Genomic DNA, 25,207 nt, shown 5'->3' with positions numbered 1-25,207 from the left:
TTAAGAGCCTGTATACGCCATAGAAATTGGGTTAAAATTTGCCTTTTATAACCATAGGAAGTATTATAGTTTGGGTAACGTTTTAGTCAATTAACCAAAGAGTCATTCCTTCGTATTGGTTAAGAATAGAAATCCATTGTGATTTTATTTTTTTGAGAAAGTTATGCCAAAAATAAAGATTGGGGAGTTATAAAGTAGACTTACATTACATCGACTGTAAGAAGATTAGAGGAGAGAAATATCAAAAAGCCTGAAACTTTTACAGTGCGATGGAACCCATATTCACACATCAAAATACTTTTCAGCATATGAAACAGTGGCAGTATTTTATTGAAAAACAAGCCTTCGGAGTTTGCTCCAAGATTGGAGAAAAGCTTGGGATTGCGACCAGTGTCATCCGTATGTATTTCATCTATGCTTCATTTCTTACATTTGGGTCACCTTTGGTCTTGTATTTAGCGATCGCATTTTGGATGAATGTCCGCAATTATGTCAGGAGGGGGAAGGCATGTAGAGAGACGAGTTTATAGCAAAATAAAAAAAGAGACAGGTTTTGAATTACCTGTCTCTATAAACCTGTTCTTGTCCAGGTTTGAATTCTTTTAGCTTCATACCTAACTGTTTGAAGTCTTTTTTGCCTGCCAGAAAATACTGGGAAATAAGTAAACCCTTCCAATGTCCGTTCAGGTAACTTAGCTTTTTTTCTTCTTTTCTTTTTTTGTGCAGATACGGTAAGTGTTGATAAAAAGCACCATGCGCTTTCAGTATTGCCAAAAGGTTGTTGAACTGTCCTTGCGTAACAAATCGAACCCCTGCAACACCATCCAACACCATTCGAAGAAATATAAATGGAAACAGCCTTGATGTAGGTAGGTTTTTGTAGAGCATAAACAGGCTGTTCCTAAAATTGAAATAGGTTTTTCTAGGGTTGGCATAGTCTAGCGTACCTCCACCAACATGGTAGACTTCACTTTTGCCTGTATATGCAACCTTGTGTCCATGCTTTTTTAGTCGCCAGCACAGGTCAATTTCTTCCATGTGTGCAAAGAAAGCGGCATCCAAACCTCCTAACTGGTGATAAAGATCGCTCCTTACCATCATACAAGCGCCAGTGGCCCAAAATACTTCTACCTCATCATCGTATTGACCGTTGTCTACTTCCAAATCCTGAAATATTCTACCTCTACAGAATGGGTAACCCAACTTGTCAATAAACCCCCCAGCTGCGCCTGCATATTCAAACTTGGTCTTGTCATGGTACATCTTAACCTTGGGTTGGCAAGCAGCAATTTCAGCATGGTTTTCCATCAGGTCAAACATTGGGGTTAGCCAGCTTTCAGTTACTTCTACATCTGAGTTGAGCAGTACATAATAATCAGCGCTGATCTGTTTAAGGGCACGGTTGTAACCATCGCAGAAGCCATAATTCTTATCGAGTTCAATAACTTCCACTTTATCTGCATATTGGTTTTGCAGAAATGAAATGGAGTCATCACTGGAAGAATTGTCTGCGACAATTATGCGAGCACCTTGGCTAAAGCTGGTGACTGAAGGTAGAAATTGCTCGAGGTATTTTTTTCCGTTGTAATTCAGGATTACAACAGCCACATTTTCGTAGTTCATTCTTTCCAAATAGGGTGTAGTTTATGTCGAAGTCTGTTCAGTAGAACGGGTCTTGATACAAAAGTACATAAAAAAGGCTTCCGGCGTACCGGTTGGGTACTTCCAGAAGCTCAGCAATGTATTGACTTCCTTAATTGGATTAGAAACCGAAGTCCATGCCAGGAATATTAGGAAGCATTCCTTGTGTATGCTTTTGCATTTCTTCCTGTGCTTTGCCCTCTACCTCTTCCATTGCCTTGTTGATGGCTGCAATAATAAGGTCCTGCATCATTTCTTTGTCATCAGGCTTACATAATGTTTGATCTACTTCGATCTTAATCACTTGCTTTTTGCCATTGACAATTGCTTTTACCATTCCTCCACCTGACTCAGCTTCAGCAGTGATGTGAACAAGGTTATCCTGAGCTTCTTTAATCTTGGATTGCATCTCTTTGAGCTTTCCAAGCATTTCCATCATATTCATAACAATAGTTATTTAAGTGGGTATGATTGTGAGTGTATTCAATATGGTATAGTCTGCAAAGTAATCGGAATCCGACTCACTTTGCAGACTGTATAGTAGTGGTTGATTATTTACGCAACATGAAGGCGCTTAGCCTCTGCTGAGCTTTCAAATTTCTCTCTTGCAAATTCTTCTGTGATTGCGAATTCCTCTATTTCCTCAGACATTGAAGGAAGCTCGTACATAGGATCCAACATAATGCCTTCACAGATACTTCTTAGGCCTCTAGCTCCAAGGTTGTAATCCATTGCTTTGTCAACAATATAATCCAGTGCCTTTTCATCAAACTTCAGCTTAATGCCTTCCATTTCAAACAGCTTTTGATACTGCTTTGTTAATGCATTTTTAGGCTCTGTAAGGATGTTTCTTAGCGCTTCTTTAGAAAGAGGTCTTAGGTAAGTCACAACAGGTAGACGACCGATCAGCTCAGGAATTAGTCCAAACTTACGGATGTCATGTGCTGTAACGTATTCCAACAGTTCTGCTTTATCCTCAATAGTAGCCGAATGGTCTACACCACTGAAGCCGATAGGACGTGTATTCAGACGGTTGGCAATAATGTCAGCAATACCATCAAATGCACCACCACAAATGAACAGGATGTTTTCAGTATTAACTGCAATCATCTTTTGCTCAGGGTGCTTTCTACCTCCTTGAGGAGGAACATTGACAATAGAACCTTCCAATAACTTAAGTAAAGCTTGTTGAACGCCTTCACCACTAACATCCCTTGTGATGGATGGGTTGTCAGATTTACGGGCAATTTTGTCCAACTCATCAATATATACAATGCCTCTTTCTGCTGCTTCAACATTGTAGTCTGCAGCTTGCAAAAGACGTGTAAGGATTGTCTCAACATCTTCCCCGACATAACCTGCTTCCGTAATTACTGTTGCATCGGCAATACAGAAAGGAACATCAAGTGCTTTGGCAAGTGTCTTAGCCAATAACGTCTTACCTGTACCAGTATGTCCGACCATCATGATGTTGGACTTTTCGATACTCACTTCGTCATCAGATGCTTTTTGCATCAGTCGTTTGTAGTGGTTGTATACTGCTACAGAAAGTACGCGTTTAGCTTTATCTTGCCCGATAACATATTGGTCAAGGTGAGCTTTCAGTTCTGAAGGCGGGATCAGTTTGATCTTTGATTTTCCATCACGTTTTGGCTTTCTTTCCTCCAGCAAGATCTGGTGTACCTGATCGATACAGTTATTACAGATCTGTGCATTTTGGCCTGAAACCATTAGTTCAACAGCTTCTTTTGGGGCCCCGCAAAATGAACATGTATTCCTCATCTAGTATTTACTTGGTCAAAAAAACAGTTAGGACTGCTCTTATGTAATATATAATGTCTTCAATTTGAAATCAAACCTGTCAAGCCATCTGCCTTGTATCACAGGTCAAGTTCTTTTCTTTTCAAGAGGGAGGTGTTTTGGGTAAGGGTTTGTTGTTAGGTGAAACGATCAGTGCTACCCATTTTAGTTTCCTTCCTCAACACGTTAAAATACAATATTCTAACATGTATAGTTCAACGGCTCATGTTAATAAGCCTCATTTGACATGCACAATGCTTCTTCAGAAATACAACTGTACATGAATATCTTTGTTTGCTGATGACGACTAGAAAAGTATTCTTTGCAGAAGCTAGTGATAGTCTTGGTACTCAAAAGTATTGCAAAAAAAGCCCTGAGGTCCAATCTGCCGTCAAATGGACGCAAGATAAGACCTTTGGGCTTTTCTTCCATTTTACTTGGCTAAAAAGATATGAATTACGGTCTTCTGCTCAGAATTTCATCGATCAGTCCGTATTCTTTTGCTTCATCAGCTCGCATCCAGTAATCACGATCAGAGTCTTGGTAGATCTTGTCGTAATCCTGTTTAGTATGACTTGCAATGATCTCGTACAGTTCTTTCTTCATTTTTACGATCTCACGTGCAGTGATTTCAATATCTGAAGCTTGTCCCTGAGCACCACCAAGAGGTTGGTGGATCATTACCCTTGCGTGTGGCAGTGCAGAGCGTTTGCCGTCAGCACCAGCACAAAGCAATACAGCACCCATAGAGGCAGCAAGACCTGTACAGATAGTTGCTACATCTGGTCTTACATATTGCATTGTGTCATAAATGCCTAACCCCGCATATACTGAGCCACCTGGGCTGTTGATGTACATCAGGATGTCTTTTTTGGAATCCAATGATTCCAGAAACAGCATTTGCGCTACAATGATGTTGGAGATATAGTCATCAACCTGAGTGCCCAGGAAGATGATTCTGTCAGCGATCAGTCTAGAAAATACGTCGATTTCAGCAAATCTACGGTCTCTTTCCTCGATCACAGTTCTTGTCATATTCTCCATGTTGCCGATGTAAGAGTCAACAGCCATGCTGCTTAGACCATGTCCCTTTACGGCGTACTTGCGGAATTCATCTTTAAATATCATAGTATGGATATGGTTTAGTTTCCAGAGTCACTCAAAATATATGCTGAAAGCAGTACTTATGACAGATTGTCAGCCAAAGGCAAAGCCTATAAGGCAAAAATATATCACTTTAATGTTGCAGACAGGTTCAATCAACAGACTGAGGAATAAATACCTGATTTTCTGACTATGTTGGTTAATATCTTTTAGGCTCCACTAAAAGATAGGTATATCACAGTTATAGTCTTATACAAATATAAGAAAATTGCAATCCGGTGAAAGTGGCAGGACAACTTCCTTTAGGAAACTTAGGAGAAAAAAGAAGAAAGGAAATATGTGTAGACAATAAAAATCCTCGCCACACAATGATTAAAGGCGAGGATAAGACCTTTTGTAACATGGACTTACAAGTACAGTTCGTCTCCGAGGTAATCAGCAGCATCCTTTCTAGAAATAGTCAGGATTTTGTCTCTGTTAAGTTTCTTGTAAGCCTCTTCTTCAGTCGGCAATAGAAAAAACTGACCTTGCGGAGTGACGTAAAGGGTGTCTTCATGTTTCAAAACCCTGAAATGTTCCGCAGCCTGCTTTTTCAGTTCTTCAGTCAATTTCATAGCATGCAGGTTTTAGGTTCTATTTGATTGTCAAAATCACCTCCACCCACCTATGAGATGAGATCAAAGTTGGGCAATTGGTGCTATTCCGAAAAGTAATCAACCAAAGTAAACGGTCTGTGACTGATAGCTTGCAGTTGTATTATTTTCGCCCTCCCTGATATTTCATGATTGTTAAAAGTCAATGAGTTAGGTATAGGGGGGACTTAATATTTACGAAAACCTTACACAAAAGTTACATAGGAGGTAGAATTTTACTGAAAAAAAATAGAAAACCCTCCTTTATTCCGGCTTTTGATGGAATAAAGGAGGGGATTATTTAAGACCAGCTTAATATATGATTACTTCTGTAATAGCTTGGCAGCTTCTTTGGCAAAGTAAGTCAGAATGGCATCTGCTCCTGCGCGTTTGATGCTCAGTAGCATTTCCATCATAGCTTTGTCGCCTTCAAGCCATCCCTTTTCAGCTGCAGCTTTAATCATGGCATACTCGCCACTAACGTTGTAAGCTGTAATTGGAATAGCATAAGTATCTTTTAAAACCCTGATGATATCTAGGTAAGCCAGAGCCGGTTTTACCATCATAAAGTCAGCACCTTCCATATAATCCAATTCTGCTTCAATCAGGGCTTCTTTTACATTGGCAGGGTTCATCTGATAGGTTTTCTTGTCTCCAAACTTAGGAGCAGAATCCAAAGCATCACGGAATGGACCATAGAAAGCACTTGCATATTTGGCAGTATACGACATGATCGATACTCCAGTAAAGCCATTTTCATCCAGTAAGTCACGGATATATCCAACACGACCATCCATCATATCAGAAGGGCCTATGATGTCAGCACCAGCCTGAGCTTGAGCTAAAGACATTTTACCCAACACTTCCAAAGTTTCATCGTTCAGGATTTCTCCATTTTCAACAATACCGTCGTGGCCATCAGAACTGTATGGGTCCATTGCGACATCAGTCATGACACAAGCTTCTGGGTATTTAGCTTTGATTTCCCTGATTGCTTTGAGGTAAACACCTTCATGGTTCCAGCTTTCTGAAGCCATTTTGTCTTTTTTAGCTTCAGGGATGCTTGGGAACAAGCAGAAAGTTCTAATGCCTAAGTCCATGCTTTCTCCAACCTCTACCAGCAGGGTATCTAGAGAATAGCGGTATATGCCAGGCATTGAAACGATTTCTTCCTTCTTGTTTTCTCCTTCAATGATGAAAAGAGGGTAGATGAAGTCATTTGCAGATAGTGTTGTCTCGGCTACCATTGCTCTGATTACTTCAGATTTACGGTTGCGTCTCGGTCTTCTGTTGTTTAGTATCATTGCTCAGCTGTTTAGGGTGCTTGTTTATGTTGCTGATGCAAATCTATCCAATGAATTGTGAATAATGAAGTAAGATAGTGTTCTAATGCAGGTGAACAGTTGTTAATATATGACTAAAGCTATTTTTCATGGTGAAAGGGATGTCTAAATTATAATACTGTACTTAAACACCTCTCATTGATGAAAATCAACCAAATAACCATCCTACTGCTGATACTATTCTTTCAGTCAGCTTGCCAGTCAACAACGGAGTTTCCAGGAATCAGTTCACCACCTACAGCAACCTATCAGACAGGTAGAATAGTGTGGCGAGACTTGGTGACGCCTGATGCGGAGGCTGCAAGAAAGTTTTACCAAAATCTATTCGGTTGGACCTATACTGAAGTACCGAATGGGAAAAGCACCTATACCGTAATTCATCACAACAATATTCCGATTGGAGGAATATTTCAGATGCCCGATAATATGGCAAATAATGCAACAGGGGAGTGGGTTGTGTCCATTTCGGTTCCTGATGTGAAAGCGACCGTTAATGAAATAGGAATGCAGGGTGCTCAAGTGGTATTGAAAACAATTGATGTAGGTGGTCGGGGCACTTCGGCTGTTATGCGAGATGCTCAGGGAGCGGTTGTAGGGTTAGTTCATTCGGCAAGCGGTGATCCCAAAGTAGAGGAGCCTGTAGCCAATAACTGGTTGTGGACGGAGCTTTGGTCCAATGATACCAATGCCAGTATCGATGATTACAAAAAGCTGCTGCAATACGAGGTGGAAAAGCTATCGTCAGACGGGAAAGACTATTGGCTTCTGAGTAAGGGCCAGTATAAATGTGGAGCCATTATACAAAACCCAGTGGATGGAGCACGTTCTCATTGGGTGTCTTATGTAAAAGTGATGGATGTAAAGGCAATTGTTGAGACTGCTAAGAAATCAGGTGGGACAATTTTGATGGAACCTACACAAGAGGTTAGGAGTGGGAAAGTAGCTGTGATTATAGATCCGGGAGGGGCTCCTTTAGCTATTCAGGAATGGGAATAAACTTAAGAATTGAATAAAAAGATGAGATATTTCAGAATAATACTAATAGCAGGGTTATTAATGATGTTGCATACAGGATGTGCCAATATGCATATGGGAGCCAGTTATGGTTTGAGTATTCAGTCAGGGCCATATGGACCCACTGTTCGTCCTAATATGAATATTGGAATGTATGGAGGTGGACGTATAAGGTGAAAAATCAGATGGGACTTGAAGCCCCATCCAAATGAGTCTTCTTATATAACCCAAGCTTCTTGTCTGTATGCACTTTCCCAGAAGAGGTACTCCATTTTGCAAGACATGGTAAAGGCTTCTTTCATTTTGGCTCTTAAAGTTGGAGAAGCTTCTTCTGCCAGTTTGTCGGTTATGGCAATGGCTTTTTCAACAGCATCCGCAAATTCTTCACCTGAGTAGGTGTCAATCCAAGCTTGAAACGGATTGTCTTTTGCTGTATTTCCTAAAATATGGAGACCAACTTCTCTGTAAATCCAGAAGCAAGGAAGTAAAGCAGCCATGCCTTCTTCTAGACTCTTCAGAGAGCAGGTTGCTAACAGAAAATTGGTGTAATTCAGACAAGTAGGGGATTTACTCCCTGAAAGTTCAAAATCAAATTGCTCAAAGTAGCTGCCATGCAATAGCTGTTCTGTAACAATAGCTCCTTCAGCAAACTTGATAAAATCCAATACCAGTTTCGTGTCAGGAGATTTGGCTGCCATTATAGAAAGTGCTCGACCGTATTCTGCTAAGTAGTGAGCGTCCTGGTTGACATAAAACTTGAATTTATTGGTATCCAATGTACCATTGGTTAACTCCTGATTGAATGGAAGCGCGACAATCTGTTCATAGGTCGCAGTATTTTCTTCCCAAAGTGTTTGTGTGAATTTCATTTTTTGTTTTTCCAGTAGTGAAAAAAGTGATGAACAGGACCGCTTCCTTTACCTAAGTGCAGATTGCTGCCTGCCATGATTGTCATCTTTACATAGTCAATTGCTTTCTCGATCGCATTTTCCAATACAATTCCCCGAGCTAGTAAAGCTGTAATGGCACTGCTGAGTGTACATCCGGTACCGTGTGTGTTTGGGGTGTCGACTTTTTCGTGAGAGATAACCAAAGGTGTATACCCACGAGCAACCCATGTGTCACGAATCATTCCCGACATATGACCACCCTTTAAGAGTACAGAATCACTACCCCACTGGAGTAACTCCTGAGCCTCTTTGAGCATGTGTCCCTCATCCACCTGATGTCCCAGAAGTAAAGAAGCTTCGGGCAGGTTTGGCGTAATCACTGTAGCCAAAGGGAAAAGATATTCCTTTAGGGCATCCACCGCCTCTTCCTGAATTAGCCTGTCTCCACTTGTAGCTACCATTACTGGATCCACCACAATAAACTCAGGCTGATATTTACGGAGTTGTCTTGCGACAGATTCGATAATTTCAGGTGAGTGAAGCATGCCAATTTTGACTGCTTTAGCACCCATGTCTTCAAATACAGCAGCGATTTGTGCCTCTACAATGTCAGTCGGAATAGGGTGTATGGCAGTTACTCCTAAAGTGTTTTGAGCCGTGACGGCTGTAATAGCAGAACTGCCATGGCAGCCTAATGCTGCAAATGTCTTTAAGTCTGCTTGAATGCCAGCCCCACCACCGCTATCAGAACCGGCTATGGTAAGTGCTTTATGATATTGCATATTCTTTAATGATTTTAATGAATTCGGCAGTTGCCAGTTTAGGATCTGGAACACCACATATTGCAGAAACCAAAGCGAGATCATCTGCACCTGCTTTCAGAACTTCTTCCGCATTGGTAATACTAATCCCCCCGATGGCAACGAGTCTATGCTTGGAGATTTGTCGGATGTGTTGTAATCCATCCAGTCCCCATTCTATTTTTGTGTCTGTTTTGGTTTGTGTGCCAAATACTGGACTTACACCCAGATAGTCTACAGGTAAATTCTCTGCTTCCTTTACTTCCTCCAGTGACTCAACAGATAAGCCGACAATACTATTTGGAGGTAGGAGTCTTCGTGCACTTTCTACCGGCATGTCACTTTGTCCAAGGTGTACGCCTTCTGCTTCAACTGCTAAGGCTACATCTACTCTATCATTGATAATCAATGGAATGTTAAAGGGCTTCAGTAGTGTTTTCAGTAGTAAGCCTTTTTGTATAAACTCACGTGTACTGGCATTTTTTTCTCTGAGCTGAACCATTCCAACCCCTCCTTCAGCAGCCATTTGAATGACGGATGCTAGAGAATGGTGTCGGCAATCAGACTCACTTGTGACCAGATATAACTTATTCATGAATGACTTCAATTTTAGCTTTATCCATAAAGGTATCTTCATTGAGATTATAAAGCGCATCTAAAAAGTACAGTTGTAGTGTACCCGGACCTTGTGCCTTTTGCATGGCAACCTCACCAACTACTCCCATTGTCGCCATTGCTGCTAATGTAGCCATGAATGGGTCTGAAGTAACCGCCAAACAAGCTCCAGTTAGTGCTGTAGCGGTACAGCCCATTCCTGTAACTTTGGTATAAAGCGGAATGTTGTTTAGCACTTTTGCCTTAGTAGTGGAAGTGATGATCCAATCCTCTTCCCCTGAGATACAAACAGTCCCATTGGTTATACCTGCCAGTTCCGTTGCAGCATCAGTAGCAGCTTGTGCCGATATGGTACTGTCAACTCCCTTGGTAGCTGAGGCAGTACTTAGGGCAGCCATGATCTCACTCCCATTTCCACGGATGACAGTAGGCTTAACAGTATCTATAAGTGAGGCAAATGCTTCGTTGCGGTAAGGGGTAGCGCCTAGTCCAACTGGGTCAATGACGATAGGAGTCCCTTTCCTTTTGGCTGTAATCATTGCCTTTTTCATGGCTTCTACCCATTGAGGCTCTAATGTGCCGATATTGATGACAAGACTTCCTGCAATGCCAGCCATATCTTCAACTTCTTCCAGTGCATGAGCCATAACAGGGGATGCTCCAAGTGCTAGCAGTGCATTGGCAGAGTTATTCATGACTACATAGTTGGTGATATTATGTACGAGAGGAGCTTGTTCCTTTACAGCCTTTACAGTTTCCCAGAGTTGTTGTAGCATATCCTTTTATCAAATTGCATGGTGAATGAATCTTGTCAAGGTATACTTCAGGGGTACTCCGCTGCTATAATTGAAATAGGAGAGAGATGCCTAGCTTTTCCCTACGACAGTGCCAGCTGTATCAGGTTCAAAGGGTATTTCTCAGTTCCTTAAACGGAACACCCCTAAAGCATATATCGCAAAGTTAATAGAATTTTTTTAGGGAAAAAGTATGACGAAACAAGGTTTCTTGTCACTGAAATATAACCTCTAGGTATTTGTCGATTTATATGAAGCTGGGTTTATGCAACCGATTTAAAAGTACTTATAACAGCGTGTAAGTATGATGATACCGTTATGCTTTTCTATTAAAATGACTTATGAGATAATGAATTTTAGCGTTCAATAAGCTTCTGAGTATAAAGACGTAATGCTTGAGGTATTGGCTTGAATCTATTTTTAGTGTAAATTGTACATATTTAATAATTGATGTAATTTATTCATCATACAACACACTAACACATACAAGTCAACTTGTTGTCTCTAATCGACTATGATAGCTAATATATTGAGATCAATAGCTGTTCTGTTGTTTACATGCTGGTCATTTTATGTATCAGGTCAAACAACGATTCAAGTAATCAGATTGCCGCAACATACCCCAATTACAGATACTGTTTTTATCTCTGGAAGTTTTAATGATTGGTTAGCTAATGATCCGAATTATGCATTAAAACCAAATAAGGAAGGCATTTTAGAGGTGACGATGCCTGATAGCTTGAAAGCTTTTGAATTCAAGTTTACACGAGGGAATTGGGAGTATGTAGAAGGGACTTGGGATGGAAAGCCTTTGGCTAATAGGACCTGTATTCTACCCTCCTCAGTAACGGATACAGTAATTGTAGCATCAGTTCAGAGCTGGGAGGATTTGGCTGCGCAGGTAACTTTCAAGCTTAAGCATTTGCCTGCTTATACGCCTGAGCCTGCCAAGGTTTTTATATCAGGATCATTCAATGATTGGAATCCTGCTGATAGCCTGTATCAGATGCGCTTGGATGAGAATGGAACCTATAGCGTTACATTGCCTGCTGATGCAGATACTTTTTATTACAAGTTCACAAGAGGGAGTTGGGAGACGGTTGAAGGACAGGTCTTTGGGATCAGTCGTGCGAACCGTTACTATGCCAAAAGTTCAAAAATGCCTGAGACTATAGCAATTCAAATTGCTTCTTGGGAGGATTTCAATGGGTATGGTATCTCTCCTTTATTGCTTCTCCTGCTTTTTGTAGGAGTACATGCATTGGTTATGGTACTGTTTGTCATGCTAGATGGAAGCGAACGCTATGAGAAAGGCATGGTGAGTTTGCTGGCTTGGTATGGAGGTACTTTGTTGCTGAAAGCGATCTTTATGAACAAGCATGTGTTTCACCTGTTTCCGTGGGGTAACCTATTGGCTGAATATAGCCTGATTCTTCAAGGAGGTTTAATACTTTCCTTTGTCGGGTATTCTTTTCCGTTAGTATCCAACCGAAAATATAGGCAGGGCTTGACATTCGTCGGAATGCTAATTCCTGTGCTTTTCATTTTTTATTACAATGCTGAAGCTATAAAAGCTGAATATGTAAACCAGCGGGTTGGTTGGCTGATATTGGGGGGCAGGTGTGTAGCCGTAACTTTTACATGGATGGTTATTGGAAAGGTGCCTAAAACCCAAGGTATGCAAAAGGTACTGAAAGGTACTGGAGTACTGCTTGGGTGCTGTACAGTCATTTTGTTGTTAGAGCTTGTATTTCGAGGGTTGGGAATGTTTTGGGTAGAGTGGTTTGATGACTTGTATTGGGTTTTGATTTCTCTCTATACACTGTATATAGCTTTTGTACTTTATACGACTAGAAATGGAACAACTGGGCAGGGTGAGAACCTGTCTTTACAGCATAAGGTTAATTCCGTTTTAGAAGAGGAAGTAGTTGAAACTATGGAACTGGAATATGAAGCCATTACTGCACAAGTGATGACTTTGATGGAGGCAAATAACTTGTATGACAATCCATCTTTTTGCTTGGCAGATCTGGCGGAGGCATTGGACATGTCAACCCATAAAATGTCCAAGGTAATTAATCAGGGTTTTAGTAAGAGCTTCCCAGATTTTGTGAATGAATTTAGAGTGAAAGCCTTTATCCAAAAAGTAGATGCAGGAGAAGCGGAGCATAAGACATTATTGGCTTTGGCATTGGAAGTAGGTTTTAAGTCAAAGAGTACGTTCAACAGGTCATTTAAAAAAGTGACAGGACAAACACCATCTGCCTATTTTTCTACTGTAGAAGATTTCTCTTAGAGGATATTAGTGTTTTATCTACGTTTTATGGGTGTCATTTTATGATTTTTGAGCTTTCATTTCTTTCGACTTAACTAGTTGAAATTTAATTACTTATGAGTGTCATTTTATGAGATGTGTATCTTGGTGAATTGAATTGAAACCTATTTTTATCATAATAAGGCGAATAGGTGTAGTTTTTACGTGATGTTTGAGGTGTCAATACTTGACTTGTTTATCATTTACCTAACCAACAACCAACAATGACAATATCCTCAAACTTGCTGAAAGCACTGACAGCCGCTGTCATGGGACTTTCGCTTATTGGTTGCCAAACCGAGACAGAAGAAACTTTTGTGCCAGACAAAGCTGACAAACAGGCAGTCGTACAAGTAACTACACACGATGGAGCTCCATTTATCACCAACAGTAACGCCAATGCAAGATATGCAGCCGGACCAGGCGGTGGTGTCATGATGCAGGCATTCTATTGGGATGTGCCAGCAGGAGGTACATGGTGGAATACAGTGAAAGGGAAAGTAACTGATTGGGGCAATGCAGGAATTGGTGCCCTATGGCTGCCACCTGCGTCTAAGGCTCAAAATGGTCCTTTCTCAATGGGTTATGATCCAACGGATTATTTTGACTTTGGTGACTATAACCAGAATGGTACAACAGAAACCCGTTTTGGTTCCAAAACAGAATTGACTTCCCTGATCAGTAAAGCACATACTGAAAATATGGAAGTATATGCGGATATCGTATTGAACCATAACAGTGGTGGGCAGCTGGAAAATAACCAGTATACAGGAACCCAAACATGGACCCTGTTTAATGTAGCCTCTGGGAAGTTCAATAGAACACAGCATGATTTCCACCCTAACTGGGTACAAAACAATGACGAAGGTGTATTTGGAGGGTTTCCTGACCTTTCTCACAGTGTACCATATGTACAGGACTGGCTATGGAACCGAAGTGATGGTGTGGCAAAGTATTATAAAAATACGATGGGCTTTGATGGCTGGCGCTTCGACTATGTCAAAGGATTTGGTCCTTGGGTTGTAAAGGAGTGGAACAATAGTGTAGGAGGTTTCTCGGTAGGAGAACTATGGGATAGCAATGTGGACTACCTGAACTGGTGGGCAAATGAAGCCAATAGTAGTGTTTTTGACTTTGCTTGTTACTATAAAATGGATGAGGCATTTGATGGAAATAACCTGAACCGTTTGGCTGATGATATGATGTGGAAGCGCAACCCATACAAGACAGTGACGTTTGTGTCTAACCATGATACGGACCAAATCTGGAGCAAGATGCTTTCGTATGCCTACATTCTGACACATGAAGGCTATCCGTGTATATTCTACCGTGATTATGAGGAGTGGTTGGATAAGAGTAAGCTTAACAACCTGATTTGGATTCATAATAACAGGGCAACAGGAAATACTTCTATCCTGCATGTGGACAACGATGAGTACATCGCAAGACGTAACGGGTATAATGGAAATCCTGGTTTGGTAGTGTATATCAACAATTCTGACCAATGGCAGGAGCGTTGGATTCAAACCAACTGGAGTAGCACACAGATCAAGGATTATACAGGAAGTTCGGGTTGGTATCCTACTACACAAGGTGATCAGTGGGTGAAAATTCAGGCACCACCGAGAGGTTATACCGTGTGGTCTCCTGTAAACTAATTATTTATACATAGTTAATCGGTTGAGTTTTTCGAGGCTGTGGGTGAATATACCCGCAGCCTTTTTATACAATGATATGAATAGATTTACACTACTTTATAAGTTGTTGTTGATATGTAGTTTAGGGGTGGTGGCTTGTCAGTCTCAGGGATCTTTTCAGAAGGCTAATACAGGTGATCCTCAGGAAACTTCAGCTCATATTGCGTATCAGTTGGAGGCTCAAAAGCATAATACTTCTGAAGTAGGGGTAGTTCCAAGAATGGTGGCTGACCCAGAGACAGGTTATTTGAGTCTGAACTTGTTGCTGCAAAATCTTACAGAAGAGGCAAAAGTAATTACGCTGAAAGAGCTATCCCTGATAACCAGACAAGGAGTGAGGTCACCATCACTTGAACATGCTTTTACAGGGTTTATATTACCTGCCAAGTCCGATTCTGTTATTTCGGTGACTTTTAATCCCATTAATGATTTAAAACTCTATCAGCAGGTCCAGCTTCATGGTTCATTACAACCCATCTACCAGTTAGAGTTTGCCTTGCAACAAGGGGATGCCCAACCTTTAGACTATCAGTTTTGGGCAAACGCAGATGAGGAAATGTTTACAGCATACAAAGATGAGTGGAACGCAATGGGAGTTCCATCAGTCTATCAGTTTGCTGAGTTGGATACCGCCAAAGAGACAAGGATCATACACCACCTTGAAAAGTTGTATGATGATCAAAGAAAGCCTTTTGTCCGTCAGGCAGAATGTGAACTGATAGCCAATGGGTTGCTTTTGAAAGCCGCAGTTTACCATCATCAGGATAGCTTATATATCACAGCACGTTGGGTCAATCATAGTACTTTGGATTATGTACTTATACCTGACAGCTTGACATTATATATTGAGGGGAATCCAACTGTCTGTCATTGGAGTGTTCGGGAGCAAAATCTAGTAATAAGAAAGTCTCAGCGACTTACCGTCAAGACAGCAGTACATTCTCCATCACTTCCAGAAAAAATTGCATTAGGAGGTCAGGGACTGCAAACCCTTGATCGTTTACCGGCATATCCGGTCCCATTATTATTCAAATACACACCGCCGTCATTATAGTGTGATTTTAAAAGTGAATTTAGAAAGCCTGCTTCTTTTGGAGCAGGCTTTTTTGTTGAGCAGTAAAACACCCTGCAGGCACACCCAGTAGTGTGACACTCCTGCAGGGTGGTGCATGTCAGCTCAAAAAATAATACAGCTTAGTTACTATAGAAATAAATCGAAGATGCTGCTTTTTGGGTATCTGTGAACCTTGGATGTAAGTCTCCACCCATTTCATAATCACTGAAACCAAGAACTTTACCATTCCCAACTTCAGAGATGTAAATACGTTTTGAACGGTTGTCGTAAGCTACATCAATTGGGTTACCCAATTTTGTTTTCGGACCTGCTACCCTTACTTGGTCTGTCATTGGCAGTGTAGCACCTGTTTCAAGTGCTGCCAGTTTGGAAGTGAAATCGTAGATTACGTGGAAACCCCCGTCATCGGTTGTATTGGATGCAGCTCCTATATCTGTCATGATCAGGATATCATCAGAAGCACTGAACGTAATGCCGTGCGTACGGACAATCCCTTCAATGGTGATTTGCTTATCTGGCATGATTGCTCCTGACATGGTATTGGCAAAGAAGTTTTGGAATACCGCCAAGTCGCTGGTATTGTCCACTACGGCAAGTAAATCATTTCCCATAAATGTGATGCCCCATACATTGAAAGGAATATCAAAAGTGTTGGTCAAGCTGAAGGAAGTGCCATCATAGGAGTAGACAAAGAATTGGTTATTTCCATTATCAGCCACAACGACCTTATTGCCAAAGACCGCAATCTCTCTAGGACTTGGCAAGTCAGGATTGCTTACAAAGTTTGGTGCGACTGTAGAGCTATCACTGACAGTGGTAAATGGTGAATAGAACTCAAGTCGATTATTAGCCCTTGAAGCTTGAATAATCCCGTCAGTACTGCCTGAATAGTAGATACCTTCAGAAGCAGCAGATGCTGTTGTGATACTTTTTGAAAGGTTGTTGACAAAGTCATAGTAGGTGACATCGGAGTTGAAGGTGACTGTTACAAACATTTCGGAGCGGAAGTCGGTAGAACTTTCGCCAATGTCACCATCTGTTTCCTCACTAGAGAACTGTATAGAGGAAGCAGCAGGAAGGTCTGCTATAAAGGTTGGGGTAAGGTTTCCTCCATCCCCAATATTGGTGAAGCCAACTACTTTGCCGTTGCCAATTTCAGATATGTAGATGGCATCAGTAACGGCATCATAAGCTACGTCAATTGGGTTTCCTAGCATGGTAGCGGGTCCTGCAACACGCGTCTGGTCTAGTACTGAAAGTGCTTCTCCATCAGAAAGAGCATCAAACTTTTCAGAGAAGTTCGGAATAACGTGAAAACCTCCATCATCAGTGGCATTGGCAGCATCTCCGATGTCTGTCATGATCATTACATCATCGGAGCCACTGTATGTCAGTCCGTGTGTTCTGATGATACCTTCGATGGTTACTCTTTTGGATGGTCTCAGTAGTCCGTCAGTAGTATTGGAGAAGAAGTCATAAAAGACAGCAAGGTCACTTGAATTGTCGACTACGGCATATAGGTCTGTACCTTTGAACGTAATTCCCCATACATTGAAAGGAATGTCAAAAGTATTGGTCAAGCTATAATTGTCTCCACTTTTGGTATAGACAAAGAACTTGTTGGAGCCATTGTCTGAAACGACATACTTATCTTCAAGTACAGCCAATTCTCTGGGACTCTCGAGGTCTGCTGAACTTGTAAGGGCTGGGGCAGGGCTATCACCATCCATCAGACTGCTTACATTCGCATAAGACGCTAGCTGTAGGTTGGAGCGTGACGCTTGTGTGACAAGGTCTAAAGCTGCATCGTAGTGGATGCCTTCTGCTGCTGTGGAGGAGGTAGCTATGGATTTTGATGTTTCATTGGTGAGGTCATAGATCGTAATATTTCCATCTGCATTGTTGGTGACATAAAGTTGAGCACGTCTTTCTGCCAAGCGTTCTGGAGCTACAGTCTGGGTGCGCAGCAAGTCATTACTATCATCATTAGCATTGTCTGCACAAGAGAACATGCAAACGCAGGTGGTTGCTAGCAACCATGATTTAAAATTTTTCATCAGCTGTTTTATTTAATGATTTAACATACAAGCAGGTAATCCTGCTTTTGGAATCAATAAATAATGGAGTGAATAGTTAGGTGGGAATAAGGAGTGGTTGATAGAGGTCTATCAGGTGATAAGGGGTGGAAATGTAGGTGTTAGTACTAACTCAATCTTCTTTCTATTTTCCATAGGCGTTTTGATTTTACATTTCACCTGTACCTACGAAGTCTTTTAGGTAAGTGGATTGCAATTATTTGAAAAAATAAAAGGCTGCCTCTTTTCAGAAGCAGCCTTTTGATATATACGCTAAGTTATTTTATAGTCTTACACCAACAATGGTGATGTCATCTCGCTGTGCAACTTTACCCTGATGCTCTTCCAGTGATAGCTCAAGAGCCTCAAGTTGGTCAAGCATGGTTTTCTCAGCATTTTGCTCCAACAGCTCAATCAGTTTGACTTTACCATACTTCTTGCCTTCACCATTGTTCTGGTCAGCCATACCGTCAGAAGATAGGTAAATCAAGCTACCTCTGCCAAGCTGTACTGTATGCTCTTCAAACTCTCTTGATGATTTCTTGAAGCGCAGTCCACCGATAGATTTGTTAGTACCTTTAAGCTCCACCAATGTGTTGTTGCCATTCTCAATGTACCACATCGGACGTTTTGCTCCGGCAAATATGATTTTGTCAGTTTCAGTACCACTTTTCTCAATAACACAAAGCGATACGTCCATACCGTCGTCATTTGACTTGTTCTCCTGATGAAGGGCGCGGATAATACCTTCGTCCAATCTGTGCAGGATTTCAGCAGGATCGTAAATGTGCTTCTGGTTGATGATCTCATTCAGAAGTGTGTTACCAATCATGGACATGAAACCACCCGGTACACCGTGTCCTGTACAGTCAGCAACTACAAGGAATATCAAGCTTTCTGTGAATGGGTTTCTCAGGTTACCTCTTACCAAATCATCCCCTTCAATTTTTGAATACCAATAATAGTCACCAGATACAATGTCTTTTGGACGGAACATAATAAAGGAGTCCAGCAAGTCCCGCTTCAGTTTGGCAGGAGTAGGGAGGATCGCCTTCTGGATCGTTTGCGCATAGCGCATACTGTCCGTAATATGTTTGTTCTTCGTGTTGATCTCTTTGTAAGCATTGGCGTTGGTCAAGGCAATTGAGATGTAAGATGCCATTGAACGAAGGATATTGACATCCTTTCTTGTGTAGGCATTTTTCTCAAAGCTTTGAACTGTCAGTACACCAAGAGGCTTCTGGTCAGCTGTCAATGGCATGTAAACCAGTGATTCAGGTCTCTCCCCTGTTTGGAATACAGGCTGGCTTTTCAGGTATTGAGAGATTTGTAAGTCCAGTTCACTGATCAGGATTTCTTCCTGACTCTTGAAGCAAAGCACCGAAAGGCTGTTTGTATCCGAAAGCTTAAAGCCAAAGTGTGGAACCGAAACGCCATTGTCCAACAGGTTGATATAGTTAATGCTGTCGTAAGTCTCATCGTAGATACCGATGCCAAATACTCCGGCATCCATCAGTGAGTTTACATAGGCAAAAGCTGTCCAGTTAATTGGCCCAAAGTCCAGTGTTGAAGTAATTTTCTGACCAAACTCTGAAAGTACCTGGAAGTCATCGTTTACTTTTTCAACTTCCTGCTTGGCTACTGAAATCTGGTCACGCTGCTGCTCAATTTCTTGTTTCTGCTGTAGAATCTCATCGTTTTTGGCAGCCAGACGCTTATTCTTCATTCGGTTCTGGAAGTAACCAATCAAGATCAAGGCAAGTACCACACAAAGTAGCGCCATTGAGGCAATGAAGTACTTTCTTTTTTCCTCTTCCTCTTTCAGTTTAAGCCTTCTCAGTTCGTTTTCACGTTCCAGAAGCTCAAATGCTTTCTGTCTTTCCCTTTCCTCTACATCCTTTTGTCTCAGGAGTAGTTCGTTCAGTTTCTTTTCTTTCTGGAGTTCGTAGATTTCCTGCTGACGCTTTTCCAAGTTAAGCTGCTCTTGGGCCATCAGTAGCTGCTGTTGCGTCTGCATGCCTTCCAACTCTTCCTGACGAAGTTTACTGTTTTTCAGTGCACGCTCTCGTTCTAGCAGTTCCAGCTGTTTCTTACTCAGCTCGGCATCAATACGAAGCTTGTCGATCTCCTGCTCACTCATCTTCTTCTCCATCAGAACTTTTTCAAGTTCTTTCTCCTTCTTCTGAGCTTCCTTCCATTGTTTCTGTTGCTCTGTTAGTGAGGTTCTCTCCATGTTTAGGAGGGAGTCTTTCAGAGCCAGGAAGGATTTCATGGTTTGCAGGGCTTTCTTATAGTTTCCTGAGCCTTCATATACAGCCAGCTTACGTGTGTAGGCACTGGTTAGTACATCAAAGTGCTGTCCTTGTCTTGCTAGTTCAATGGCAGCATCAGCGTGCTTACGGGCTTCAGAGTATAACCTTAAACTTTCGTAGGCTGACGCAACATAGATATGGGCATTTGAAATTTCTCGACTGGTACCGTGCTTCTGTTGGATTTCCAGTACCTGTAAATAGTTTTCTAGACCTTTACGAACATTTCCGGAGTTCATGTTGATTACCCCCATGTTCGTAAGGAGTGTAGTGTTAGCTTTTTCTGGTAGACCTTCTTTACGGTTGTGCTCCACGGCTTCTTCCAGATAGCGGAGTGCCATCTTGGTGTTGCCAAGTCGCTGGTAGCTATAACCTACGTCGTTAAGGTAAGTTGCAAGACCTTTCGTATCATTTGTCTGACGCTTGATACGGATGATTTCGAGGTTGGTAAGCATGGCAGCCTGAAAGTCTCCCTTCTTGGATTGAATAGAGGCAATACGGCTAAGCATGGACACATACTGAACGTTATCTCCTGACTGCTTGTGGTAGTCTCGACATTGGATCAGGTATTTCAATGCCTGGTCATCCTGTCCCATTTTCATATAAGAGAAAGCCAAAAGCTGAACAACATCGAATCCCTTCTCAGGATCTTTCAATTGATTAGCTACTGCGAGTGCCTTTTTCTCATAGTCAATGGCATTGTCAAATACGTTCCAGTCCTGATAGAGATAAGCTACTTCTGTGTAGGCTTGGTACAGTGCAGGAAGGTCATCCTTTTCCTTGTAAATGTTTACCCCCTGTAAAGCATAGTTCAATGCTTGTTTGAACTGTCTCTTCAAACGGTAGACATTCGCAAAATTCAGAAGAGCTGTGGCACTACCCTTGTAGTAGTCAAGTTCCTCTGCCAGATCCAATGCCTTCTGAGAATAATCAATCGCATCCTTGAATTGGTTGTACTCAATAGCATTGCTGGCCAATAGGTTGTACTTGTCAACCTGTTGGTGCTTGTCCTGCGTTTGCTCAACCTGCTTTTGCAGGGTTTCTACTTCGGTTTGTGCAATCAGCTGTTGGGAAATGAAAAAAGTACTTGTCAGAATCAAAAGTCCCACCAGCCAAGGCCTGTGTGTAATCCTCATATCTATTGTTTGAAAGTCTTTAGCTTATAAAGTTCAGTCAGTCGCTCTCGAAAAATAACAATATTTTATTAATAATATGATATTAGAAAGTTTAAATCTCTTATTTATTGTGCACTTGGCAATACTTCTGCATCAATAAGAATATCTTTCATTGGCCAATGGTCACCTTCGCTGACTTCTACTTTCTCTATTTTTTCTACAACATCCATTCCTTCAACCACTTCGCCGAATACAGTGAAGTCTCCATCAAGCCCCGGGACACCTCCAATTGACTTGTAGACTTTTCTGACATGTTGAGGGTAGGATTTGGTGAGGTCAGACACTTCAAAACCAAGCAGGTCATCCTCGGTTTGCTTGGTGCCTAGAATAATGTAGAAATCGTAGCTTGATGAGCGTTTTTCTGGGTTCTGCTTGATCTCACGAGCCATGGCTACAGCACCTCTTTTATGAAAAAACTTGGATGGTTGTAACTCAGCAGGAACGGTGTACTTGCCAAAGTTCTTTTTCTTTTTTCCAAACTTGTATTCATCTGAGTCACCACCCTGAACCACAAAGTCTTTCATGACCCTATAAAACTGTGAATTATCGTAATAGCCCCGTTTGGTAAGCATCACAAAATTGGCGCGATGTAAAGGAGTTTCTTCATAAAGCCTGATTTTGATATTACCCAAGCGGGTTTTGAGCAGTACCTCTGTTTCAGGGTTTTCACTGCCATACCAAGCCAGTTCCGAAGCCGCGTTCTCATCATTCAGTTTCTGAATTTTTCTGACAGGTTTCTTTTCAGCTACTTTCACTTGAGGAGCTTTCTGCTCGGGCTCCGATTTTTCTTTCTTTGGAGTGCTGTCACATCCAGCGATTACTGAACTAAGTAGTAATAAGAAGATGGCTGATTTGATAGTCTGTAACATGTTAGCTTTTTGTATTTTATCTTTTTGCTTCCAATATAATGTGGACGACCCAATTGTATGAAATAAATAGTTTCTTCTAAAAAGAGGGGATAGCGGTAGTTTAAATAGCTATTGTTTTGTTAATGTTAATAAAATGCAGCGCTACCCTTCCTTTACTTCACACAGTGTTCAATGTTGAGAAGAGAACCTTTAAGTACTGTTAAAGCCGAGTAGACTCCGAGGTCATATATGCCCTATACATTTGCAGCGAAATTAATATTAAAATTGTATGACTAGGGTATTTATTTTAACAATTTCTGCTATTGTATTCACTTTTAGTGCTTTTGCACAGAAGGGTACAATAAAAGGACAGGTAAAGGACGCTGAATCAGGTGAAGAGATTATCGGCGCAAACGTAATGCTTGAAGGTACTACCACAGGGGCTAACACTAACGTGTTTGGTCAATTTGAGTTTAAGGCCAATCCTGGCACTTATAACGTAGTGGGTAGTTATATTGGTTATAAGAAATTCGTACAGCAGGTGACCGTAACCGCAGGACAAGTGGTTAGTGTAGATATGAACTTGGCATTGGATGCTACTGAGCTGGTGGAAGTAGAAGTAGTAGGTAAAGCCAATAAGGAGAGTGCTGAAGCGCTGATGGTAGAGCGTAAGAATGCCAACGTGATGATACAGAGTATCGGGGCAGAAGAAATGTCTGTAAAAGGGGTTTCCAATGTGGAGGATGCTGCTACTAAAATTTCGGGTGTATCCAAGGTAAGTGGTAAAGGTGTATTTGTTAGAGGTCTAGGAGATAGATATAACAATGCATTGCTGAATGGATTGCCAGTGCCTTCTACAGATCCTGATTTGAAAGTAATCCCACTTTCAATTTTCCCATCTGATGTAGTGAAAAATATTGATATGGCGAAAACATTCTCTTCAAGAATGTATGGAGATTTTGCCGGTGCCACAGTGGATATCACAACAAAAGATTTCCCTGAAGAAGGTGCATTTACGATCGGTATTGGAGGTTCTTACAATTCTCAAACTACAGGAAAAAGCTTTAAGTCATTTAAGGACGGTGACATGGAGTTTTTCGGAATGACAGGAAAAGGACGTGTAATGCCTTCTCAAATTGAAAGCGTCAATGTATTTGAGGCAAAGGGTGAGAATGCATCCAACCTTTTTACTTCTAATTATGCACATCAAGTGGCAAATGCTCCGATTGCAAACAGCTTTAAGTTGACTGGTGGTAACCTTTACGATTTGGCAGGAGAGAGTCAGTTTGGTTTTATGGTGTCAGCAGCTTATGATAATAATTATACTTACCGCAATGGTGTAACTAGGAACCTTAACGCGCAAGCGGCTCCGTTGATTAGTTACAACTTCGATACATATGAATATACAACCAGTACTTCTGGACTAGCCAACTTCTATTATAGAATCAATTCTGATCACAAGGTGAACCTGAATGTGTTGTATGTGAATGAGTCGTCTAACGAACTTAGTGAGTACGCAGGTTTTTCTAATGATTTAGGTACTGAAGTGGACTTGTCTACAAGAAGAGGTACTTATAGACAAAACATGTTGCTTGTAAACCAATTGCTTGGTGAGCACAACATTAAAGATGAGCGTATCCAACTTAACTGGGGAATTTCTTATTCAATTGCTAAAGGGCAGGAGCCAGATAGAAAGCAGCTTTCTGTGACGGGACCTAGAGATGAGGCGACACTTTTTACACTGAATGCCCCTAACAACCACCGTTTCTTCAGTTTCTTGAATGAAAATGAGTATGCTGCTAAGGTGGAAGGAAAGATTGGCTTTGGTGAGCAAGGAGCTGAGGGTTTTGCAAGTTCACTGATACTAGGCTACCAAGGAAGACTTAAATCAAGAGACTTTAACTGGAGACAGCTTAATATTGTGGAAGCTGATAACAGTACAATGTCAACTTTTGACTTTGATAATCCAGGAAGCTTTATCGAAGATCAGCTTCAGGCTGGCAATATCTACTACAAGGATCAAAATGACCCATCTAGAGAGTTTGAGGCGAGCCTGAATGTACACGCAGGATACGCTGCTTATGACTTTGACCTTGTGCCTGAAAAATTGAAAGTAGTCGCAGGTGTAAGAACAGAGTTGGCAAACCAAACAGTTAAGTATAAGAAACTGAGTGACCTTTATTCGTCGCCACTTCGTGTGTCAACATACGATACATTGTCAATCTTACCTTCACTTAACCTGAAATATGCGTTGGATGAAGAGTCAAACTTGAGATTCGCTGTAAGTAAAACAGTAACACGCCCGAACTTTAAAGAAGTAATTCCATTTCAGTATCAGGAAATGTACGGTGGTGCACTGATTCAAGGTAATGCCAACCTGCAGAATAGTGATAACTATAATGCTGATTTGAAATACGAAATTTTCCCTAATCACGGAGAGCTATTCTCGATGGGAGTTTTCGGTAAGTACATCGAGAGTCCTATTGAAAAAGTACAAATTCCAGAATCAGGAACACTCTTCACTTTCCAGAACGGAGACAAGGCGCAGATTTATGGTGTGGAAATGGAGCTGAGCAAACGACTAAACAACGTTTTTAATAACGGCTCGGAGTTCCTTTCAAGATTCGTGGCAGGACTGAATGCTTCGTATATGTACACACAAATCATTATTGACAATCCTAACTCAATTCTAACAAACAAGGAAAGAGCACTACAAGGAGCTTCACCATACATTATTAATGCTGACCTGACATATGAGGCAGAGTTTGGTGCTTCTGTAGTTTCCACATTTACGGTTACTTACAATGTGTTTGGTGATCGTATTTACTCTGCGGGTGCACAAGGGGCAGGTGATATCTATGAGCGTTCATATAGCACACTGGACTTCATTTGGAAGAACAGAATTGCAGAGAAATTAAGTGTTGATTTCAAGGTGTCAAACATTCTGAATCCAGAAGTAATCAGAGAACAGGAGGAGTTTGCCAACGGAGCAGACACCAAACTTGTGAACTCATATTCAATGGGAACAAATGCTAGTTTCTCGCTGAATTATACCTTCTAAATCAATATGAATAAGTGGTT

General features: G+C 41.3%; 20 protein-coding genes and 1 riboswitch. Of the genes, 7 read left to right on the top strand and 13 right to left on the bottom strand.

The features are described 5' to 3' along the window. Positions 1 to 308 precede the first annotated feature (308 nt). Positions 309 to 530 (top strand): PspC domain-containing protein, encoded by a 222-nt coding sequence (locus V6R21_RS24195; RefSeq protein WP_334247603.1) that lies wholly within the window; start codon positions 309 to 311, stop codon positions 528 to 530. Between the two features lie 28 nt (positions 531 to 558). Here the strand turns inward: V6R21_RS24195 and V6R21_RS24190 are convergent, their stop codons facing one another. The 6 genes from V6R21_RS24190 to hemB all read right to left on the bottom strand — a co-directional run bounded on the left by V6R21_RS24190 (position 559) and on the right by hemB (position 6,481). Next, on the bottom strand, positions 559 to 1,623 hold the full coding sequence (locus V6R21_RS24190) for a glycosyltransferase family 2 protein (protein WP_334246103.1): 1,065 nt from the start codon (positions 1,621 to 1,623) through the stop codon (positions 559 to 561). A gap of 139 nt (positions 1,624 to 1,762) precedes the next feature. Beyond that, positions 1,763 to 2,086: a YbaB/EbfC family nucleoid-associated protein gene (locus V6R21_RS24185; RefSeq protein WP_334246102.1), complete on the bottom strand. Its 324-nt coding sequence runs from the start codon at positions 2,084 to 2,086 to the stop codon at positions 1,763 to 1,765. A gap of 110 nt (positions 2,087 to 2,196) precedes the next feature. After that, positions 2,197 to 3,423, bottom strand: coding sequence for an ATP-dependent Clp protease ATP-binding subunit ClpX (gene clpX / locus V6R21_RS24180; protein ID WP_334246101.1), 1,227 nt, complete (start codon positions 3,421 to 3,423; stop codon positions 2,197 to 2,199). Positions 3,424 to 3,897: 474 nt separating this feature from the next. Then, on the bottom strand, positions 3,898 to 4,569 hold the full coding sequence (locus V6R21_RS24175) for a ClpP family protease (protein WP_334246100.1): 672 nt from the start codon (positions 4,567 to 4,569) through the stop codon (positions 3,898 to 3,900). Between the two features lie 383 nt (positions 4,570 to 4,952). Beyond that, entirely contained in the window at positions 4,953 to 5,159 is a 207-nt protein-coding gene (locus tag V6R21_RS24170; protein WP_334246099.1) for a hypothetical protein, read from the bottom strand. 341 nt (positions 5,160 to 5,500) lie between these two features. Continuing rightward, a complete protein-coding gene (hemB, locus tag V6R21_RS24165; RefSeq protein ID WP_334246098.1) occupies positions 5,501 to 6,481 on the bottom strand; it encodes a porphobilinogen synthase in 981 nt (326 codons plus the stop codon). A gap of 180 nt (positions 6,482 to 6,661) precedes the next feature. On the opposite strand from hemB, the gene V6R21_RS24160 reads away from it, so the two are divergent. Together V6R21_RS24160 and V6R21_RS24155 are read left to right on the top strand one after the other, a co-directional pair. Next, on the top strand, positions 6,662 to 7,516 hold the full coding sequence (locus V6R21_RS24160) for a VOC family protein (RefSeq protein WP_334246097.1): 855 nt from the start codon (positions 6,662 to 6,664) through the stop codon (positions 7,514 to 7,516). A 21-nt stretch (positions 7,517 to 7,537) separates the two neighbouring features. Next, a complete protein-coding gene (locus V6R21_RS24155) occupies positions 7,538 to 7,711 on the top strand; it encodes a hypothetical protein (protein WP_334246096.1) in 174 nt (57 codons plus the stop codon). Between the two features lie 41 nt (positions 7,712 to 7,752). On the opposite strand, the gene tenA is transcribed toward V6R21_RS24155, so the two are convergent. Genes tenA through thiM form a run of 4 tightly spaced genes read right to left on the bottom strand, consistent with a single transcriptional unit; the run spans position 7,753 to position 10,615 of the window. Further along, positions 7,753 to 8,403, bottom strand: coding sequence for a thiaminase II (gene tenA, locus V6R21_RS24150; RefSeq protein ID WP_334246095.1), 651 nt, complete (start codon positions 8,401 to 8,403; stop codon positions 7,753 to 7,755). After that, the gene (gene thiD / locus V6R21_RS24145; protein ID WP_334246094.1) at positions 8,400 to 9,206 is read right to left on the bottom strand and encodes a bifunctional hydroxymethylpyrimidine kinase/phosphomethylpyrimidine kinase; all 807 of its coding nucleotides are present in this window, start codon (positions 9,204 to 9,206) and stop codon (positions 8,400 to 8,402) included. Before thiD ends, tenA begins: the two co-directional genes overlap by 4 nt. After that, positions 9,193 to 9,819 carry a thiamine phosphate synthase gene (gene thiE / locus V6R21_RS24140; protein WP_334246093.1) on the bottom strand — a complete coding sequence of 209 codons (627 nt, stop codon included), beginning with the start codon at positions 9,817 to 9,819 and terminating at the stop codon, positions 9,193 to 9,195. Before thiE ends, thiD begins: the two co-directional genes overlap by 14 nt. Further along, the gene (gene thiM, locus V6R21_RS24135; protein WP_334246092.1) at positions 9,812 to 10,615 is read right to left on the bottom strand and encodes a hydroxyethylthiazole kinase; all 804 of its coding nucleotides are present in this window, start codon (positions 10,613 to 10,615) and stop codon (positions 9,812 to 9,814) included. Before thiM ends, thiE begins: the two co-directional genes overlap by 8 nt. A gap of 81 nt (positions 10,616 to 10,696) precedes the next feature. Continuing rightward, a riboswitch (TPP riboswitch) is annotated at positions 10,697 to 10,791 on the bottom strand. A 356-nt stretch (positions 10,792 to 11,147) separates the two neighbouring features. Between thiM and V6R21_RS24130 the strand changes: the two genes are divergently transcribed. From V6R21_RS24130 to V6R21_RS24120, 3 genes are all read left to right on the top strand, one after another. Further along, on the top strand, positions 11,148 to 12,929 hold the full coding sequence (locus tag V6R21_RS24130) for a helix-turn-helix domain-containing protein (protein WP_334246091.1): 1,782 nt from the start codon (positions 11,148 to 11,150) through the stop codon (positions 12,927 to 12,929). A 242-nt stretch (positions 12,930 to 13,171) separates the two neighbouring features. Further along, entirely contained in the window at positions 13,172 to 14,605 is a 1,434-nt protein-coding gene (locus tag V6R21_RS24125; protein WP_334246090.1) for an alpha-amylase, read from the top strand. A 76-nt stretch (positions 14,606 to 14,681) separates the two neighbouring features. Next, positions 14,682 to 15,698, top strand: a complete 1,017-nt coding sequence (locus V6R21_RS24120; protein WP_334246089.1) for a hypothetical protein — start codon at positions 14,682 to 14,684, stop codon at positions 15,696 to 15,698. A 140-nt stretch (positions 15,699 to 15,838) separates the two neighbouring features. Here the strand turns inward: V6R21_RS24120 and V6R21_RS24115 are convergent, their stop codons facing one another. The 3 genes from V6R21_RS24115 to V6R21_RS24105 all read right to left on the bottom strand — a co-directional run bounded on the left by V6R21_RS24115 (position 15,839) and on the right by V6R21_RS24105 (position 22,147). After that, positions 15,839 to 17,776 (bottom strand): hypothetical protein, encoded by a 1,938-nt coding sequence (locus V6R21_RS24115; RefSeq protein ID WP_334246088.1) that lies wholly within the window; start codon positions 17,774 to 17,776, stop codon positions 15,839 to 15,841. 301 nt (positions 17,777 to 18,077) lie between these two features. Next, positions 18,078 to 21,239 (bottom strand): tetratricopeptide repeat protein, encoded by a 3,162-nt coding sequence (locus V6R21_RS24110; RefSeq protein ID WP_334246087.1) that lies wholly within the window; start codon positions 21,237 to 21,239, stop codon positions 18,078 to 18,080. Between the two features lie 104 nt (positions 21,240 to 21,343). Further along, positions 21,344 to 22,147, bottom strand: coding sequence for a peptidylprolyl isomerase (locus tag V6R21_RS24105; protein WP_334246086.1), 804 nt, complete (start codon positions 22,145 to 22,147; stop codon positions 21,344 to 21,346). 268 nt (positions 22,148 to 22,415) lie between these two features. Here V6R21_RS24105 and V6R21_RS24100 point away from each other — a divergent pair, with 268 nt between their 5' ends. After that, on the top strand, positions 22,416 to 25,187 hold the full coding sequence (locus V6R21_RS24100) for a TonB-dependent receptor (protein WP_334246085.1): 2,772 nt from the start codon (positions 22,416 to 22,418) through the stop codon (positions 25,185 to 25,187). Positions 25,188 to 25,207: the final 20 nt, after the last annotated feature.

It is taken from the genome of Limibacter armeniacum (assembly GCF_036880985.1).
In the GTDB taxonomy this organism is placed as follows: Bacteria; Bacteroidota; Bacteroidia; order Cytophagales; family Flammeovirgaceae; genus Limibacter; species Limibacter armeniacum.
This window is presented reverse-complemented; position numbering and strand designations above follow the sequence as displayed.